At 36.3% G+C, this 18,139-nt stretch carries 17 protein-coding genes; all 17 read right to left on the bottom strand.

The features are described 5' to 3' along the window. Positions 1–84: 84 nt before the first annotated feature. Positions 85–3,702 carry a WD40/YVTN/BNR-like repeat-containing protein gene (locus BOQ64_RS06505; RefSeq protein WP_129054334.1) on the bottom strand — a complete coding sequence of 1,206 codons (3,618 nt, stop codon included), beginning with the start codon at positions 3,700–3,702 and terminating at the stop codon, positions 85–87. Between the two features lie 131 nt (positions 3,703–3,833). Next, positions 3,834–4,196, bottom strand: coding sequence for a hypothetical protein (locus tag BOQ64_RS06500; RefSeq protein WP_129059665.1), 363 nt, complete (start codon positions 4,194–4,196; stop codon positions 3,834–3,836). A gap of 229 nt (positions 4,197–4,425) precedes the next feature. Beyond that, a complete protein-coding gene (locus BOQ64_RS06495; protein ID WP_129054330.1) occupies positions 4,426–5,724 on the bottom strand; it encodes an ectonucleotide pyrophosphatase/phosphodiesterase in 1,299 nt (432 codons plus the stop codon). Positions 5,725–5,830: 106 nt separating this feature from the next. After that, positions 5,831–6,667: a GNAT family N-acetyltransferase gene (locus BOQ64_RS06490; protein WP_129054328.1), complete on the bottom strand. Its 837-nt coding sequence runs from the start codon at positions 6,665–6,667 to the stop codon at positions 5,831–5,833. Positions 6,668–6,698: 31 nt separating this feature from the next. Continuing rightward, positions 6,699–7,094 carry a cytidine deaminase family protein gene (locus BOQ64_RS06485; protein WP_129054327.1) on the bottom strand — a complete coding sequence of 132 codons (396 nt, stop codon included), beginning with the start codon at positions 7,092–7,094 and terminating at the stop codon, positions 6,699–6,701. A 210-nt stretch (positions 7,095–7,304) separates the two neighbouring features. Beyond that, positions 7,305–8,051: a T9SS type A sorting domain-containing protein gene (locus BOQ64_RS06480; RefSeq protein ID WP_129054325.1), complete on the bottom strand. Its 747-nt coding sequence runs from the start codon at positions 8,049–8,051 to the stop codon at positions 7,305–7,307. A 1-nt stretch (position 8,052) separates the two neighbouring features. Then, positions 8,053–8,577 carry an ankyrin repeat domain-containing protein gene (locus tag BOQ64_RS06475; RefSeq protein WP_129054323.1) on the bottom strand — a complete coding sequence of 175 codons (525 nt, stop codon included), beginning with the start codon at positions 8,575–8,577 and terminating at the stop codon, positions 8,053–8,055. Positions 8,578–8,605: 28 nt separating this feature from the next. Then, positions 8,606–9,115 (bottom strand): YceI family protein, encoded by a 510-nt coding sequence (locus BOQ64_RS06470; protein WP_228448239.1) that lies wholly within the window; start codon positions 9,113–9,115, stop codon positions 8,606–8,608. 11 nt (positions 9,116–9,126) lie between these two features. Next, entirely contained in the window at positions 9,127–9,474 is a 348-nt protein-coding gene (locus tag BOQ64_RS06465; protein ID WP_228448238.1) for a hypothetical protein, read from the bottom strand. A 1-nt stretch (position 9,475) separates the two neighbouring features. Beyond that, a complete protein-coding gene (locus BOQ64_RS06460; protein ID WP_129054319.1) occupies positions 9,476–10,318 on the bottom strand; it encodes a DUF5777 family beta-barrel protein in 843 nt (280 codons plus the stop codon). Between the two features lie 126 nt (positions 10,319–10,444). Continuing rightward, positions 10,445–11,092, bottom strand: a complete 648-nt coding sequence (locus tag BOQ64_RS06455; protein ID WP_129054317.1) for a Crp/Fnr family transcriptional regulator — start codon at positions 11,090–11,092, stop codon at positions 10,445–10,447. Positions 11,093–11,304: 212 nt separating this feature from the next. Then, positions 11,305–13,458, bottom strand: a complete 2,154-nt coding sequence (locus BOQ64_RS06450; RefSeq protein WP_129054315.1) for a TonB-dependent receptor — start codon at positions 13,456–13,458, stop codon at positions 11,305–11,307. A gap of 37 nt (positions 13,459–13,495) precedes the next feature. Beyond that, a complete protein-coding gene (locus tag BOQ64_RS06445; protein ID WP_129054313.1) occupies positions 13,496–13,984 on the bottom strand; it encodes a hypothetical protein in 489 nt (162 codons plus the stop codon). 74 nt (positions 13,985–14,058) lie between these two features. Then, the gene (locus BOQ64_RS06440) at positions 14,059–14,334 is read right to left on the bottom strand and encodes a hypothetical protein (protein ID WP_129054311.1); all 276 of its coding nucleotides are present in this window, start codon (positions 14,332–14,334) and stop codon (positions 14,059–14,061) included. Then, positions 14,331–14,513 (bottom strand): hypothetical protein, encoded by a 183-nt coding sequence (locus BOQ64_RS06435; RefSeq protein WP_129054309.1) that lies wholly within the window; start codon positions 14,511–14,513, stop codon positions 14,331–14,333. Before BOQ64_RS06435 ends, BOQ64_RS06440 begins: the two co-directional genes overlap by 4 nt. A gap of 4 nt (positions 14,514–14,517) precedes the next feature. Beyond that, the gene (locus tag BOQ64_RS06430; RefSeq protein ID WP_129054307.1) at positions 14,518–17,367 is read right to left on the bottom strand and encodes a T9SS type A sorting domain-containing protein; all 2,850 of its coding nucleotides are present in this window, start codon (positions 17,365–17,367) and stop codon (positions 14,518–14,520) included. A gap of 402 nt (positions 17,368–17,769) precedes the next feature. Further along, entirely contained in the window at positions 17,770–18,075 is a 306-nt protein-coding gene (locus tag BOQ64_RS06425; RefSeq protein ID WP_027375539.1) for a DUF3467 domain-containing protein, read from the bottom strand. Positions 18,076–18,139: the final 64 nt, after the last annotated feature.

The raw sequence follows: 18,139 nt of genomic DNA, 5'->3' as shown, positions 1-18,139 counted from the left end.
AAAATTGTTAGAAAACAAAAGACTCTCCAGTTTGGAGAGTCTTTTTATTATTTAATAACAGGTAGCCCTGTAAAGAAGTAAGTCTTAGTTTTTAATTAATTTTAATGCTTTATTTTCTGTATCTGTTTTTACAAGTACCAGATAAAGTCCTTTTGTAAGACCTTTTACGTCCATATCAATTTTTGGCCCTTTCTGTTTTTTCAGAGACATTACCTGTCTGCCGGAAGCATCATACACATAAACATCTACATCCCCTTTATTATTAACAGGAAGCATAATCCCTGTGGCATCATCTGCCGGGTTAGGTACTAATCTGATTCCTTCTTCTGCTTTCACAATATCTTTTACCCCAAGAGAAGCGGTAGGAACTATAGATTTAATAAGCCATCCATAAGAAGCCACCTCCGGATCACTGGTGAGGCGAAGTCTCACTGCAATTTCATCTCCAGGGGCAAATGCTCCCAGATTTAAAGAACTGTTCTGGAATAATGTCTCATTCACATTGGCTGCTGTAAGAGCAGTTCCTCCATTAGTCCAGTTACTGAATGATGCTTCATCATAAACACCCATTGTAGTCCAGTTAACAAGATCTTTAGATCCTTCTACATAAGCAAAATCATATCCTGCTTCTGTAAGAGCCATATGTCTCATTGTCATTGCAGAGGCAGGTCCTACAATTACCGGAGTTTTTATATAGGTCTGATAATTTGTTGAATTGGCATATGGATGTCCTACATTATTCAATACATTATAAGTGAATTTATTAGAAACATTGTCTACTACAAATTTACCGGATCCAATATATACATCACTAGCAGCAAAGGCCGGAACATTAATAGCAGATGCCCCACTGTTAAAGTTGATAATATCTAAAGATTTTGTATCCTTAATGGTTTCTTTGGTACCATTAGCATACAGCCCGCTGACTGAAATTGTATGAATTCCCTCTGGTAAAGTTGAAGTTGTAGTGAAAGTATAATCCGTATTAGCCTGAGTACTGGAAATGGTTGATACATATGCGTTATCAATATACACTTTCAGACTTGTAATCTGTGGATTGGTATAATTAAAGACTGCTTTGGCTTTTGTATCATGAATAGCTACCTGATTAGCACTCTTTATGATTGGACGCGATACATATTCAGGAAGTACGTATGTTGCTAACTCGGGAATTGTAGCCGTCCATACCCCTCTACCGTGGGTAGCAAGAACCACCTGGTCATTCACAATCTTCATTTGCCAGATAGAAACCGGCGGCATAGTGGTTACCAGAGACCAGGTTGCACCGTTATCTACAGTTTCAAATATTCCTATGTCTGTTCCTGCCCAAAGGATTCTGTCATCAAATGGCATTTCAATTAAGCTATGTACCGGAACATTTGGGAATCCTGTAGATACGGATCCCGTACTGTATCCTGAGATATCAGACCATGTTGCACCAAAATCATTGGTTTTTACCACTTTCGGCTGGTCGGCTACAGAGAAGAGTACATACGCTCTGGCTTCCGTCGTATTTGACGGTGAAATTCCACTGATGTAGTAATTGCCTGTTGTTGGTAAATTCCCTGTTGTTTTTGCAAAAGTAGATCCATTATCTTTTGAAACATTGATCTTATAAGTTGTTCCTGTTCCCCCGGAAGCTGCAGATCCTGCCCAAATTACATCAGGGTTTGCGACTGAGACTTTAACCGTAGCAAAAGAAGCATTTCCGTTCCATGTTCCGTTATTGGCAGCCGTAAAGGTTGTTAAGCCCCATGTTCTTCCGAAATCCGGAGACTTCCACACCCCTTTGGAAGACACAGTAAATACAACATCCGGGTTATTATTGGCATTGGCTAATTTTGAATAGAATGGAGAAAATGATGATCCATAATCTGCATTTCTAGCTGTAAAACGACCTGTAAGGCTCACTCCCTGTTCTGTTCTTACAAAGTTGTTGTATTGTGAACCAAATATCATTTCATTAGGCTTATTATAGTTCCAAAGAGCCTCAAAGCCGTCTCCACCTAATAAAGATAAGTAATTTGATGTGCTTGATGAGGGTGCTGTAATGGTAGCTGAGGATCCATTATCCTGAGCTCCTGTAACATAAGCATCTGCACCGTTCTTTTTATCTGCACCGTAGAACTGTGTAGTATTAAGTCCTGTAACAGGATTACTCCAGTCTCCCTGAGTTTCCCCTGGATTTGTTTTATACTGTGTGGAATATACTCCGCCGTCATTCGTCAGCAATAATCTAAACTGTGCAGGATTTGCCGGATCAACCTGACAAACAATACCATGCTGATCGGGATGTACAGCTGTGTTAAGATATGCTGTATTATACCCACTTGCAATGGAAAGTACATTGTATGAATTATCTGTAGTATCTACCGTAATCTTTGCTACCGAAACTCCACCTATATAAATAATATTTTCATTAAAAGGATGGGCTGTAACGGCATTGTCATACCATCCCTGATCCCCAAGAATTTCCTTACTGTTTCCAGTTTTAAAGGTCAAAGCCTGAAAGCTGGTTCCTGCATTGGCAGACATATATATTCCGGTAGTTGTTCCTTCCTGGCAGCTCAGATAAAGCTTGCTCGGATTGACTGGAGATACGGCAATCTCAATTCTTTTTATTGCTTTATTAAGGGCTAATGCATCAAATACTTTTGTCCATGTTGCTCCGCCATCTGTAGATTTAAGAACTCCTAAGGTATTCACAGATGCATATATTGCACTGAAATCACTGGTTGCCACAAGATCCTGAGTGGAAACATACGCCGTTCCATTTACAGTTGATCCTGTAAAAGTCTGATTCCAGGTTGTTCCACCATCCTGAGTTACGTAGATTCCTTTTGAAGTAGCAGCCAACAGATGATTTGAATTGGCAGGGTTTACCAATAGTCTTCCTACATCACCAAAAGCAGCCGTATTCAGTAATCTTGTCCAGTGTTCTCCTGCATCTGTAGATTTTATAAGTCCCGTCCCTGTAATCTTATCCAGATTGCCAAACGGTTCTCCTGTTCCGGCGTACACAACATTTGGGTTTTGTGCAGAAATGGCAATGGTAGAAGTAGCCAGGTTAGGAACTGCAAAATCTGTAGTATTTTTCCAGGTTGTTCCGGCATTGTCTGTAATCCAGACTCCTCCTCCTACTGACCCTACATACCATTTATTAGGATTCTGAGGTGAAACTACAATACTTCTGTCTCTTCCCGGAATATTATTAGGACCTCTCTCTGTAAACACAACATTGTTAATAGAGTAAGTTCCATTTTTAGCAGCAGTTAATGATTTTTGCTTCGCCTGTTTAAGAGTAGCACTGTTAAGCGCTTTGTTATATTCTTTCAGTAAATTTCCATCTTCATAAAGCATTGTATTGGTTCCGATAGGCATTGTGATCTGACGTCTGTATTCTGCCATCTCTTCAATTCCTTTTTTTTCTTTTGCCCCTGCTTCCTGTTCTCTTAATTTTTTATCGGCACGGTGGCCCATAACCATTTCACCAGGTTTTGCCATGCTCATTAATAGCTCCTTTCTAAGCTGAGTTTCTTCAGCTCCATCACCAAAGTTTTCAAAAATTTTATTAAACTTCGGATCATTATAAGCGAGTATCTTTTTCAGGCTTTGTTCTTTCTGAACCTGAGCATACACTTTTTTATCGTCCGAAACTTTAATTTTATCCTGTTCCGTTGATTCTTTTTCTTTCTGTTTCACTATTCCGTCAGTATTTGCCGACGGGGGACGGCTTTTGTCTGCTTGTGTATTGAAATGCTGACAGGCATTCAATAAAAAACAGCGCTTATTGCGATTGCCCCATTTCTAATGTAGTTTTTTTCATGTCGTGGTTATTTTACAGGTATTAAAATTTGATTGTCATTGTCTTTTTCCCTTACTTCCATATCTGCTTTTATCATTTTACGATAAGGTATGATGACCAGAACATTATCTGATCTCCAATAAATAGAGTCTGCAAGAATTTTCGTTTTTTCTTTTTTGAGAATATCAGTTTTGTTCTCCGTTACATAATAGCTAAGCCACCTTCCCGGATCCAGTGGATTATCTTCAAATCTATAAAAAAGGGTAAACCGATGATCAGGGCTTAATTTTCTGGAATACTTATTTTCCATATCATCACTTACAAAACCTTTTGTAGCAGAAGGTTTGCAGCCCATCAGAAACATCATTATTACACTGATAAAAATTTTCATAAAATTCGAAATAATTCACTTTTAAAGATATAAAAAAAACAATACAGAAATCATAAAAAAATAGCCCCGAAATAAATCAATATAACAATCTATAATTAGTTTAAATAACTTTTACGTATACAATCAAAGAATTTATTGTATAAATAACAGTTTCGGCGCACCAAAGGTGCGCCGAAACTTATCTAAATGTTTAAAAAAAATCGCAATACATTTCTGTACTGCGACTCTATTACATTAAAATATATTTATTTTTTTCTTTTAATATCTTGTTTAAAACTTTCAGTTTTCCATCAATTGGCTGTTCAGTTTTTAGCCCTAACACCTCAGCGACTAAAGGATAAACATTGATATTGGTAAATTCATCGATCTCCATATTATTTTTAAATTCCGGTCCCCAGGCATAGAAAGTAGCCTTCATTTCAGGAACTGTTCTTGGGTTGTATCCATGTTTTCCAACCGAAGTTTTCTTTCCTTTTTCCAGGAATATTTTGGGAGCTTTAGGAAGGAGCAGGATCTGTCCTATCCTGTTGTATTGATCATCTCTTGTTGCAAAGTGCAGATATTTAGGTAACTTTTTATCCAAATAAACTTTGTAATCGTCTGTTTTATGAGCTTTTAATTCTTTATAAACGGCTTTAACCTCATCTGGATTTTTAACATATACTCTTAAAAGGGTTTGGGAGTTATAGAAATCAAATCTGTTTTTATCAAAAAGAAGAGCTGGAATTTCCAAAGGTGTTCCGCCATCAACTTTTATCATTCCATGATCGGAAACAAAAACAAAGTTGACATTTTTTAATCCTAAATCATTTACTTTTTGAACAAGATCTCCTATAGCCTGATCAATCAGATGAACAGCTGTTTCTGTTTCTTTGGTATCCGGGCCAAAGTGATGTCCGCTTCCATCTACTTCAGGAAAATATAATGATATAAAATGTGGTCTTTTATCTTCAGGCAGCTTCAGCCAGTTTACTACCTTTTCTACTTTTTCTGATGGGGTAAATTTTTCATGATAAGGATAATAATAAGTAGGTCTCATTCCTCCTGCATCGCTGGCAGATCCTACCCACATCAGGGATGCAGATACCATTCCCTGCTTTTCAGCTAATCCCCACAGAGGAATTCCGCCATACCAGCTTCCGTCTTCTGCATTTTTTTTATTGCTCATCGCATAAGCTTCTTTTCTCTTATAATCGTAGAAGAAGTTATCAATTAAGCCATGATGAGAAGGATACAATCCGGTAATTAGACTCCAGTGATTGGGAAAAGTAATACTTGGATAGCTTGGAATCATTGCTTCTGCTTTTACTCCGCTGTCTGAAAGTTTCAGCAGATTTTCGGCATTGTATTTTTTAGCATAGTCATATCGAAAACCATCGGTGGAAATCATGATAACATACGGTTTTGACTGGGCTTCAATGCTGTTCATACGACCTGGCACCACTACCTGGGCAGTATCTGCAGTTCCCTGTTGGGCAAAAACCGTTAAGGAAAAAAACAGCAGTAAAAAATGTATTCCTCGCTTCATTATTTTAAAATTTTCGGCAAAGTTACATTCTCTACTGCTCCCTGAAAAGTTTATGAGGTTAAAAGTATATTAAAACCTCTTATTTTTAAATGGAATAGAAAACAGATCAGATACTGCGTGTCATTTCAAACTGTGACAGCCAGTTTTGAAGTCCTATTTTTTTATCCAGAAATACATCTGTTTCTTTGGAAACATCATCTACATTATTGATCGCAACAGGCTGCCCATCTGCAATAGCTGTAAAAAGTCCGGAACCTATTCCCTGTTTTCTATATGCTTTATCTACTGCAATCTGAAGAACCCTTCTTGCTCCAGGATTATAAATGATATAACCTACCAAATTTTCATCTGAATAAGCTCCCAAAGCCTGATAATTTTCCGGCATAGGATTTAATACATACTCAGATCCCTGCCATGAAGGTTCAATATCCCAAAAAGAGCGGAGATTATCCCATTGAAAATCCTCCAGACTCTTAATTGTGACTGTTGAACTTTCCACTCCTGAATTGATATTCCCTCTAAAGCAAAGCAACTTTCTTATAATGGTAAAACCTAAGTTTTCATAAGCCCTGATGGCAGCTGCATTTCCTTCAATAACTTCAAGCAGCAACACGTCTGCTCCTCTTTCTTTTAAGGATGGAATAATAAAATCATACATTTTTCTTACCAACCCTTTTCCTCTGCTTCCAGGTACTACCCCGGTTCCGCCATTATAGATAATTTTCTGACCGTTCTCCAGCTTTTCAGACTGAAGAATAAAACTTACTAATTTTCCTTCTTCAAAAGCACCTACTGAAATATTCATATCTAATTTTTCAGCAATAATTTTAGCTGCAAGTATTTCTTTGGTAAGATGAAAAGGAACAATATAATCGGAAAAAGAAAGATTGAAGACTTCTAAAAGTTCATCTAATTCAATATTGGCTAAGGTTTTAAACTCCATGGATCTTTATTTTTAAATTATCATTCTACAATTACCATTCTCTGTCAAGATCTTCTTTCCAGTCGTAAGGCATTAATTCTTTTAAGGTTAAAAATACGCCGTTTTTTACTTCTATTACTGCATTGAGATTTTCTTTGGACAGCTGGCTCATCAGTTCTCTGCAACGCCCACAGGGTGGAACAGCATTTCCATCATTTCCCACTGCCACTACTGATTTGATAAAATGCTCTCCGTTCTTCAGCATTTCTGCTACAGCACTATGTTCGGCACAGAACCCCATAGAACATGCTGTATCTATACTGATTCCTGTGTACACATTTCCATCTGCAGTTTCAATGGCCGCAGCAACGCCACCATATTCTATAAAGTCATTCAGTGTTTTGGATTTTGCAAACTGACGGGCTATCTTCTTTAAATCATTTCTCATTGACAAAAGTATTAAGGTCTCTCTGATTATTCAGATCCCATTGAATGGAACTTTTATGCAGCTTTCATGGGCATCCGCTTACTACACAAATATATAAAAAATAAGGCAGCACCCTTGAACAAAGGATTACTTAAAATCTATCCCCAAAACATAAAAGAACAATACCTCTGAAAAAATCAGAGGTATTATTAAAATATTTGGATGTGTTTTTTATTCTTTAATTAGCTTTTCATAAGACAGATTTCCATCTTTCAATCTGATTTCAAAATAATAAGTTCCCGGCTTAAGATCTTCAACACTGATATTTTCTCCGTCCGGCTTTACAGATTTAACTTTTCTGCCTGTTGCATCATAAATATCAAGTGTATTTACCTTGTCAACATTTTTGAAGTTCACAGTGGTTTTAGCTGGATTAGGATAAAGAAGACTGACTTTTTTGTTGGCAGCAGCAACTTCATTTGTTGATAGCGTACTGGTAGCCATTGTTAAAGTTGCATAACTTCTTCCCATATCATGATACCCCAAAGTATTACCAGTCTTACGTGCATAAAAGATATCAATTGTTCCTGCCGCATTCGGAATTGCAAAATCACCGGCTCCTCCGGAAAGACTTCTTGTTGCTACAATAGTTCTTGTACTTCCTGATACCGTATTGGATGTTTCTGTCCAGTCCTGGCTGGGATCGGCATTTGGCATTGTCTTTCCTACAAATGTATAATCTCTGTTGGCAGTGGCATTATAAATAAATCCATCAGATCCTGATGCCATCCCCGTATTTCCAAATCCAATACCCAACATAGAATTACTGTCTCCCGTTAAGGTAAGTGTTACTCCTGTAGGAGTTGTATCTAATTTCACCGTCATACCAGTAACCGGAAGAGATACTGTTCCTGATGAAAACTGAGCCCATGCAAAATTGGCAAGGACTATACTGAATGTTAGTAAAGTTTTTTTCATATCACTTTTTTAAGATATTAATGATTTCTTCTTTGTGAGTCTGTAATGCGTATTCAAAAGGGGTCATTCCCATTGAATCTTTTATTGATTTATCGGCTTTATATTGAAGCAGGAGTTCAATAAGTTCTTTATTCCCGAATTTCACCGCCCAAAACAACGGTGTAGAACCTGTAGCATCCGGAATGTTAGGATCTGCATTTTTTTTCAATAGATCTTCTACCAGTTTTTTGTTGTATTTCACAGAAAGACCTGCCAACGCTGTTCCTTCTTTACTTTTATAATTTACATCCTTTACGTGGTCTATTAAAAATTCAGCTACATCAACATTCCCTCTGTAACAAGCTAAAATAAGAGGAGAGAAGCCGCTTTCATTGGCCTGATTGATAATGTCCGGATTCTGTTTCATCAGTTCTTTTACCTCGGAAACTGTTCCGCTTCTTGCAATATCAAATATGGATTTTGCTTTTTCCTGGGCCCATAATAAAGATCCCAGAAACAGACTTACTGTTATAATCAGGGTTCTCATTTTATCAGGATATAATTGTATTCAACATTTACATTCTCAGCAATTTTTTAGTAACTACTTTAGGGATTGTTACTTTATAATCTGCCGGTTTCGCTACAAAATTTCCCTGCATATAAATTTTCCCATCCTTTGCATACATTGAGGCTGCAGACGTTATTGCTTTATCTACTCCATGAAAATTTAAGGTTCCCTGAACCGTATATTTTTGTGGACTGGCTGTGAGTTTTGACTTGTCGAAACCTATAATTTTTCCTTTAAATGTAGTTTTAGGAAATTTAGCAGACTCTGCATAGCTTTCATTGAAATGTTCTTCCATTAACTTGGTTTTAAAATGGAAATTTTTCACCACAGAAACAGACGCCATTTCTCCGGTATCAGCATTAAGAATAACCACATTGGTATCATCCTGGGCATCAATATCTTCAAATAGAGGTACTGATGCTTCAAACTTCAGCTTACCTGTTTTGGAACTGTATTTCTGAGCTGAAGCATAACCGGCAAAAAGCAGGAATACGCTCAATAGTGTTAGTTTTTTCATATCAAATATTTTTAGTTTTCGGTTAATCCATCAGCTTTCCACTTTATAAAAGTATTAATCTGAGTGGCAGATAATGAACCGCCTTTAGGCATTTTCTCCGGATCTCCATTCGGTCTTTGAATACGATCTATAATCCCGTCTATATTGTTCTTTACCTGATCATAAGTTGCTAAGGGTTTAAAACTTCCTGCTGAGTGGCAACCAATACAGCTATTATCTATAATCGGTTTTATATCTGCTGTATACTTCACAGGGAGTATGATGGGAGTATTTTCTGAAACGTCTTCGTAGGTTCTGCTTTCACAGGCAATGATGGTAGCTGTAAATGATATGGCCAGTATGTATATTCCTTTTCTCATATTAAAAAACTCTGTAAAGGTTAAACCCAAAGAAAATTTGTCCTTTCCCCCAACTTCCTGATGCATTTGTAAGGTATCCGATGTCTGAATTGATCTGGGAGTTCGTAAATAAAAGCTGGAAAATATGCCCCCCGGTTTCTATGTCTACCCCTAATGATAAGGGATTTTTATAAAAACTGTGATTGTCGAAATTCACAAAATATTCTGCATTTACAGAAATTCTTTTTGAAATTTTATAGCGTCCGCCAAGACCCGCTAAAAATTGATTCTTATCCTCTATAGCAGGGTCATACAAATTCTTATGTACGTAAGATGGAGTAAACTGTAATGAAAATTTATCACTGAACCTTCTGGAAATAAGAGCCTGAGTAAGATAAGACAGTCTGTCACTGAATCTTAGATGTGGATATGTATCTTTATCAAGGGCTGTATTAGCACCCATTACATGATAGCCAACAACATCTACCGGAAAGTTTTCATTCTGTTGTACCAACCTGTACTTAATTCCACCTTCAAAAGTTTTCATATTGGTTTCACGGGAAAGGCTTAAGGATATAGCATCTGTAACGCCATAAATTACGCCCAGTTTAGTAGAGGCATTATCCAGCCCGAAGAAATCTTTAAACCCGGCACTTACATCACCAAAACGGTGAGCAACTACCATATACCATTCTTTTTTGGCAGCAAGTTTAGTAGATTGTCCGGTAACAATCTGCAATGCCTTAAAAGCGGGTTGTGAAGTATCTGTATTGGTTTTTACAGTATCAATATCTTTCAGCAGATCTTCCTGTGCAAAGGCAAAAACTGATGAAAATACCGACAAAAATAAGAGAGCTTTTGTCATATAACAATTTTATTAAATTATGATATAACAAATCTATCGCGTTACTAATTCAAAAATATGTGATAAAAGTCACCAAGAAAATAGTTTTTATCAATCATAAATATAAAATCATTAAAACATTATGAATTAGGCAAGTCTAACATTTTCATTTACAGCGACTTTTATTCCTTCTTTAGTAAGCAAAACATCTCCGTCGCTTTCAATTTTCTTTAAAACCCTGCTCACGACTTCTCTGGAAGTACCAAGGCTATTGGCAATTTCTCTGTGAGTAATCTTTATTGGATTATTTCCGGTAGCAGAAATCTGTTGTTTGATATAGTTAAGAACTCTTTTATCCAGGCGGTGAAAAACAGCATCATTGACCATATTCATGATTTCTGAAAAACGTCTGTCATATTCCTGATAAAACAATTTATTGATCTCGGGAAACCTCAACAGCCAATCATTTATAACGGAAACAGGGATCAGTAATGCTTCTGAATCTTCTTCAGCTACTGCATATACTCTGCTTATATAATCTGTAAAAATAGATGAAAAAGTCATCAGGCAACTATCATTCTCTCTGATATAATAATAGATCAGTTCCCTGCCATCATTAAGTGTAAACACTTTTATAGATCCTTTGATTAAAAAAGGGACATATTTATTTTTCTGCCCTTCTCTCACAATTTCAGTCTTTGATTTTATATCTGCTAAAATGGCATGCTTCTGAAACTCATGCAGAAAATCGTTTCCTAAAAATCCGAATTTCTGAATAATAAATTGATTGTCCATATCCTTTTTCCGTCAATATTCTTAAACAAATATATAAAAGAGGATTAACTATTTAGTAAAAAATATAAAAATTCCAATATTAATAAATAAACACAATCTAGAAACCCCTTTACATAAGGATTTCCTATAAAACAATTCACTATATTAATAATTTGCAATAAAAAAACTGTTCCATAAAAATGAAACAGTTTTTTAAGAACTTATATTTCAGATCAGAATCTGTATTTCAGGTTAGCACCGTAAAAGAAATATGCTTTTCCTGGCCCCGGATTAAGATCTGTACTTACTCCTTTAGGATAACCATTCCCAACATCAGCATCATTGATACTGCTTCCTAAGAAAAGGAAAGTATAATTGATCTGATTGGTAAGATTATTCCCCATTACATAAAGATCTACATCAAATTTACCAAAGGTCTTTTTATATCCTAATTTTGCATTTAGCAATCCAAACCCTTTTACCAGATTTTTATTATTAAAGTCAGTATATACCTGTCCCAGATAATTAAATGTATTTAAAAGATAAAGTCCCGGCTTTGTATAGATGTCCAATCCTACAGCATATTTATTTCTTGGAACACCTACAACTGTTTTGTGATCATACGTCTCTTTTCTTCCTCCTACTATCGTTGTAAAATCCTTATACTTAGTATCATAATAAGAAAGGTTTACAAATGGCACCACTCTTTCAATAAATGAATTCTCCGATCTATACTGGTATCCTACACTCACTTCCAATCCTGTATTTTTCTGGCTTCCGGTATTTGCCCAGTATGTCTGATTAGCTGCATTCCCCGGAATTAACAACTGAGTAAGTTTATCAGAATAATCTATTCTGAATGCTGAAATTCGGTAATCTAATTTGGTATTCATTAAAAGCCCGTGTACACTGAAATCTATCATTCTTGCACGCTCAGGTTTTAAATCATCATTCACAGTATTAGTCCCGGTAATATATGATGAGGCTGCTGTTGGGGAATTATACCCTTCACTATAACTCAGATTAAAGATCTGATGTTTCCATTCTTTTTGTAAAGCAAAGTGAGGAGTGTATGCCATGTCATATTTTTTGTTGAATGATTGATCCTTACGACCCGCAATCAACCCTGGCAGAGCGTAAAGATCTTTTCTGTCATAATTGGTTCTATTAGCGCTTAAACCAGCTAACAAGGTAAGCCCCCAGGGTTTATAGGTAAGATAATCAATGACAAAATATGTGGACTGATTGTTATTATATTTAAAATATGAAGCTCCATTCATCCCTGTCGTCTGTACAGGTTCAGTTTCAGAACCTGTAAATCGGTAACTTGAAGCAGTAGATACAGAATTTTGTATTTCCGCTCCAAAATCCAAGCGGTTTTCAAAGTCTTTAAATTCGTTCTTTAATGTAAAAGTGGAACGTAATCCTACATTCGGAGCACTTGTAATTCCATAGGCTCCTGCTGAAATACTTTCCGTATTCGCATTATAATAAAATAAAGTGGTATAGTTTCTCAAATTTGAAGTAAGACTTACCATATTACTCAACCCTACTCTTGTTGATTTTATTTTTGTTCCTGAGTTTTTTCGGATATAGGCAGGATTTCCGTTATCAATTCCCGCATAATAATCATCGTAAGAAATCTGTCCTGAAGTATGTTCATAGGAATAAGCCTGACTTGCAAAGAAACTTAACTGGTCTTTTTTCCCAAGCTTAACCGTACCATTCACATTAAAGAAGTTCTTTAATCCACCACCGTTAGGTCTGTAGCCATCTGTTTCAAGATGTCCATATGCTGCGCTTACAGAATAATTTTCATCAGCAACATTCAGCTGCGTTCTCGACTGGAATGTTTTAAAAGCACCGAACATGACATTCTCAGAAATGGATGCGCCTTTTGTAAAATCAGGGCGGGTATAAAAACGGACGGCTCCGCCAACTCCACCACCATACATTGTTGCCGCCGGGCCTTTGATAACTTCTACATTGGTTACGTAAGCAAAATCAACATCATCCAGAACGGTTACTCCTTCCGCATTGGTTAATGGCATATTATTCCAGTAGGCTTTCACCCCCCAGTTATTAAACTTCTGATCATTTCCATATCCACGAAGAACAAGCCTCTGCCCCCCAAAGTTGGTTCGTTTATCTACCTGAAGCCCTGGCATTGTTGAGAGAGTCTGATCAATTGCAGCAGGGTTATTTCTGTTAAGATCTTCTTCAGAAAGCGTTTCTACAGATTGTCCGTGTCTTTTGAATTCTGCGCGCTCCTGTTTAATTTTCTTTCTACCAAGGATATTAACTTCATCAATTGATCCTTCCTGTACCTGTTGAGCATGAGCTATAGCACAACCTAACATTGCTGCTATGCATATATATTTTTTCATTATTTAAAAATTAGTTATCATTAATATTATATTCACTTTAGATAAAGTGACTTTCCGGAGGCGGAATACTAATGGATAAATAATGAGTACTTTCTAATAAGTAATAGTGATTGGATATTGTATTTATATCCAACATTAAAAAAAGAGGAAATTCTTTTCCACTAAGAATGGTAAAACGGGATGTTTTAAGTAAAACTGTTTTATGACCTGGGAGGTCAATCTGGGTTCTCAGGTTAATTTTTTTAACGCTTAATTTTTTCGAAAGATCTACCAATGAATTAATGATAATATCTTTCTTATCAAGATAACAGAAAAAGAATTTCTTACCATCAACCGTTCTCGTCCGAACAATATCATAAGAAAATCCATTAAGGACAAACTCTCTATCTTCCTTCCATTCGGCTTTTGCAAGATCATTTTCTGTAAAGCAGATCGTTTCTGATTTTTTTAAAGGATGCCGGGTGATATTGTACTGGGTATGTTCATATAATTTTCTTTTTACATGGGAAACAACCTTGTAAGCCATATTATTAAATAACATGATTACCGGAATGCATAAAAAGATAAAAAATAATTTTCTATTCAACAATGAGTAATATTTTAAGGGGCCAGCTCTTCCTGAGTCTCTACCGAAGTAAACTTTGGAATACTGATTCTACGAGATACATTGGAGTTTTTTAAAGTATATTCAATCCAATTTTCTTTAGGGTTAGTGTTCTGATTGACACTTTCTGCGGGAGCTCCTACTGGTAAATCTTCAGCATTAACATCATTATTGTTTTTATGCTGCAAACTGCCTTGTATTACAATAATATTCCCTGAAATATTCTGACTAAATGAAATTTTGGTTCCTTCTGCCATAAAGGATTTTATCACAACATTATTTTTTTTCTCAGTTTTACAGTATACATTACCCCTTTTACTCCGGCTCTTCCGCCAAACCATTCTGTTTTTTCAGCAGAAATTACGGATACTGATTTATCCTGAAAATTGGATACTGGCATTCCACAGGAAGCCAGTATCCAAAATAATATTAATAATAATGAATTATTCATTTTTTTAATCATCATCACCTCCGGTACGTCCGATTACCAGGAAGTTACCGCTAAATATGACTTCTCCTTTATCTTCAGCTTTTAAAATATAAGTTCCCGGTGTCATTTTCTGACCAAATTCTTCATCAGACTTTACATTTTTCTTGCTGTATACCAGTCTTCCAGCCTTATCAAATATGCTGATATTTACAGTAGTATGATTGGCATTATTAAATCTTAAACGAGCAATTCCTTTGGATGGATTAGGGTACACCCTATTCACAGTTCTTGGGGATACTGCTGATGTTTCTGAAGTTGACAGCGAAGTATTAGTATTTTGTGTTGTCCAGGCTCCTCTTCCATACGTAGAAACCAAAACAGTTTTTGTAGAAGGTCTGTAATCCAGATTTGTTACTCTTACATTCCCGATATTCCCTGTTACTGATGACCATGTAGGTGTTCCGGAAAGGAAATTTGCGGTTCCCCATACTCCCAATTCAGTACCTACTAATACTTCATTAGGATCATCCGGATTTCTAAGAATAGTTCTTACCGGCATATCCGGCAGATTACCTTCTTTATTTTGCCATGTTGTTCCGCCATCTGTTGAATAGAATACACTAATCTGATTATAATTAGATAATGTTAATAAAATCTCATTTTCATTAGCTCCAAATTCTATATCTGAAATAGTCCCTACAGCAGGTGATGTTAATACTGCAGATGTATATGATGTTGTATTTGCGTTGGTAATTTTGAAAAGTCTGCCAAGGTTAGTTCCTACAAAAAGTGTAGAAGATGCCGTTGTATGAGGAGAGATTTTAAGCCATGAAATCTGTTCACCACTCTGTGCTGTTCCTACATTAACCTGATCATTGGTGAATGTTGTTGCAGTACTGCTAAGCCCCGTTGTTCTGAAAAGCGTAAGCCCTGAACGATAAGAATAGAAAACATCATTCATTCTGTCCAATGCAATTTCGTTTACGAAATGCCCCATACTCCTGTTAGCAGAAGTTGAGATTAAATAATTGGCAGATGGGGTTGAATTCAGCAAATAATGGTTGTTATTGGTATAGCTTGAAATTTCATACAAATCCTGATCATCATACTCAGGATACATTCCGTCTCCTCCTGTAGCAGCCGCCATAGTAAGGAAATTATTAGGTTGTGGCACTCCATACAGCCACCATGAACCATTGTCTTGCGCTCCTGCCAGCAACTCTTCATTCGCAGGAGCTTTTGTAGGATTTAATACAGCTCCGTAGAACTGGGTTACATTATATCTTGTATTTCTTGCTACCATACCCCCTACAACTCCGATATTTTCTTTATTCGCTGCAAAGAAGACACCGCCGTCATTTCCAAACATCATTTGGCCAGTATTGTAATTATTGAATGGATTAAACACTATGGCATGCTGATCGGCATGTACTGTAGAAACAGCCAAATTAGCCATAGCATTATTATTGGACCATTTTGAAATCTGTGACCAGTTAACACCTCCATCTATAGATTTAAATAAATCAATACCTCCAATATACAACGTATTATCATTCAGTGGATCTGCAGCTATAACCAAATCATAAAAAGACTGCCCTCTTGTAAAATCATTGGTTGGGATACTGGTATCTGTAGCTTTAGGTAATTTAATCACCTGTGGCACATCAGAGGTAGACTGCCATGTAGTTCCACCATCAGCTGTTTTTACAATCCTGATAGGCTCTCCAGTCCCTACCCCCTGCATAAAAGCATAGCCTTTATTAGCATCCGTTTTTGAAAGGGTGAAGTTTACTCTTGAACCACTACTCCCTACATTATAAATCTGATTGAAAGTATTTCCATCTGTAGATTTGAAGATCCTTCCTCCTGAATCTATATTTGAAAATCTAGAGCTCCTTGTAGAAATCCAGACAGAATTATCTGCAGCTATTTCTATTTGCTGGATAGAATATCCTGTTGTACTGGTTACACCTGTTGTAGTATTCATTGCCAACAGATTGGCATTCTTGGTAAAGGTAGTTCCACCATCTACTGATTTATATAATCCAGCCTGGCTTAGTCCCTGCCATCCGTCATTAAATGATATTCCAACATAAGAACCGCTTACTCCTGCATATATTTCTGAAACACCGTTGTTATTTCTTACTTTAATATCATTAATATAAAAATTTCCATTTCTTACTCCATTAGATGCATAAGTAACCGGAACAGTAAAAATCTGAGTCCATGTAGCACCGGCATCTGTAGTTTTCCAAATCCCAGAACCTACCACATCACTTGTTGCGGCTTCTCCTGTACCTACATAAAATGTTTGTGGATTGACTGGATCATAGGTAATACATACTACAGAAGTATTAGCCCAAAATGTGCTCAGTGGCTGCCATTCATTTGTACTGACTGAAGGGTCCTGATTCACCCAAAGTCCACCTGAAACTCCACCTGCAAAAACTCTTTTACCTGTAGGATCATTTGGATCATACATTATTGCTCTTGTTCTACCCCCTACATTATAAGGACCTCTTTCAATCCATGGTTCATTGATTATTTTTCCAACAGCAGATCCCTGTTGTCCTGTAATAAAAGACATTGGCTGAGCAGCTTTATACGTACCCGTCAAAATATCCTTATTTACCTTTGCCAATTTTTCAAAATTAACATTTCCCGTAACAGGATCCATCGTTCTTTTATAATCCTCCTCGTTATACAAATCCGGAGGTGTTCCCATCAATTTTGCATTCTTACGGGCCTTTTTAATATCTTTCTCATATTTAGCATAAAGCTCCTGCAAGTGCTTCTGATTAGCCTGAGGTTTATTTTGCTGCTGAGCATATACATTAATGCAAAGTAAAGCAGCTGCAATAGGATAGAGTTTCATTCTTTATATTTTTTTGTAAATTTAATTAAGAAAAACAAAATATTTTAACTTATATTAACTAAATACATTTAATTTATATTTAAAATCAATAAAACTCAATGAGATTTAATTTTAAGCATTTTATACCCCTATTTTAAAGACATAATTATAGAAAATGCAACCGTATATAAAAAGACAACACTTTAGTGAATTAATTTTGCTTTCAGATGATGCAAGTACTAAAATAATCAGTCAATTACCTCATCTTATTTTAACAGTAAAAGAGTATAACCCTAACCAATCGGGACCTATTTTTTTAAATAATTTCCTATCTAGCCCCCCAAAGTTTCAGAAGTACAAGATATTCCATAAAAAAATGCCCTGGTAAAAACCAGGGCATTCTTATTTATTGTAAGAAAAATCTTAAGCTTGTACGTTGTTTCCTCCTAATACGAAAGGCTCAACTTCTTTGATTTCTCCGAACTGCTGCTCGTAGTTAGCGATGTTCTGTTGAAGAGCACTTAATACTCTTTTAGCGTGAAGTGGAGCAAGAATTACTCTTGATCTTACTTTAGCCTGCTGAACACCTGGCATCAACTGAATAAAGTCTACTACAAATTCAGATGGAGAGTGGTTTACTAGAGCTAAGTTAGCATAGATACCAGCAGCTACCATTTCGTTTAATTCGATGTTGATGTTTCCGTCTTGTGGATTTTGATTGTTGTCCATTGTTATAAATTATGTTTTTAAAATTCGAAATTTGAGATTGTGAAAATATAAAAATAATTTCAAA

This window comes from Chryseobacterium sp. CH25 (assembly GCF_004119455.1).
GTDB lineage: Bacteria > Bacteroidota > Bacteroidia > Flavobacteriales > Weeksellaceae > Chryseobacterium.
This window is presented reverse-complemented; position numbering and strand designations above follow the sequence as displayed.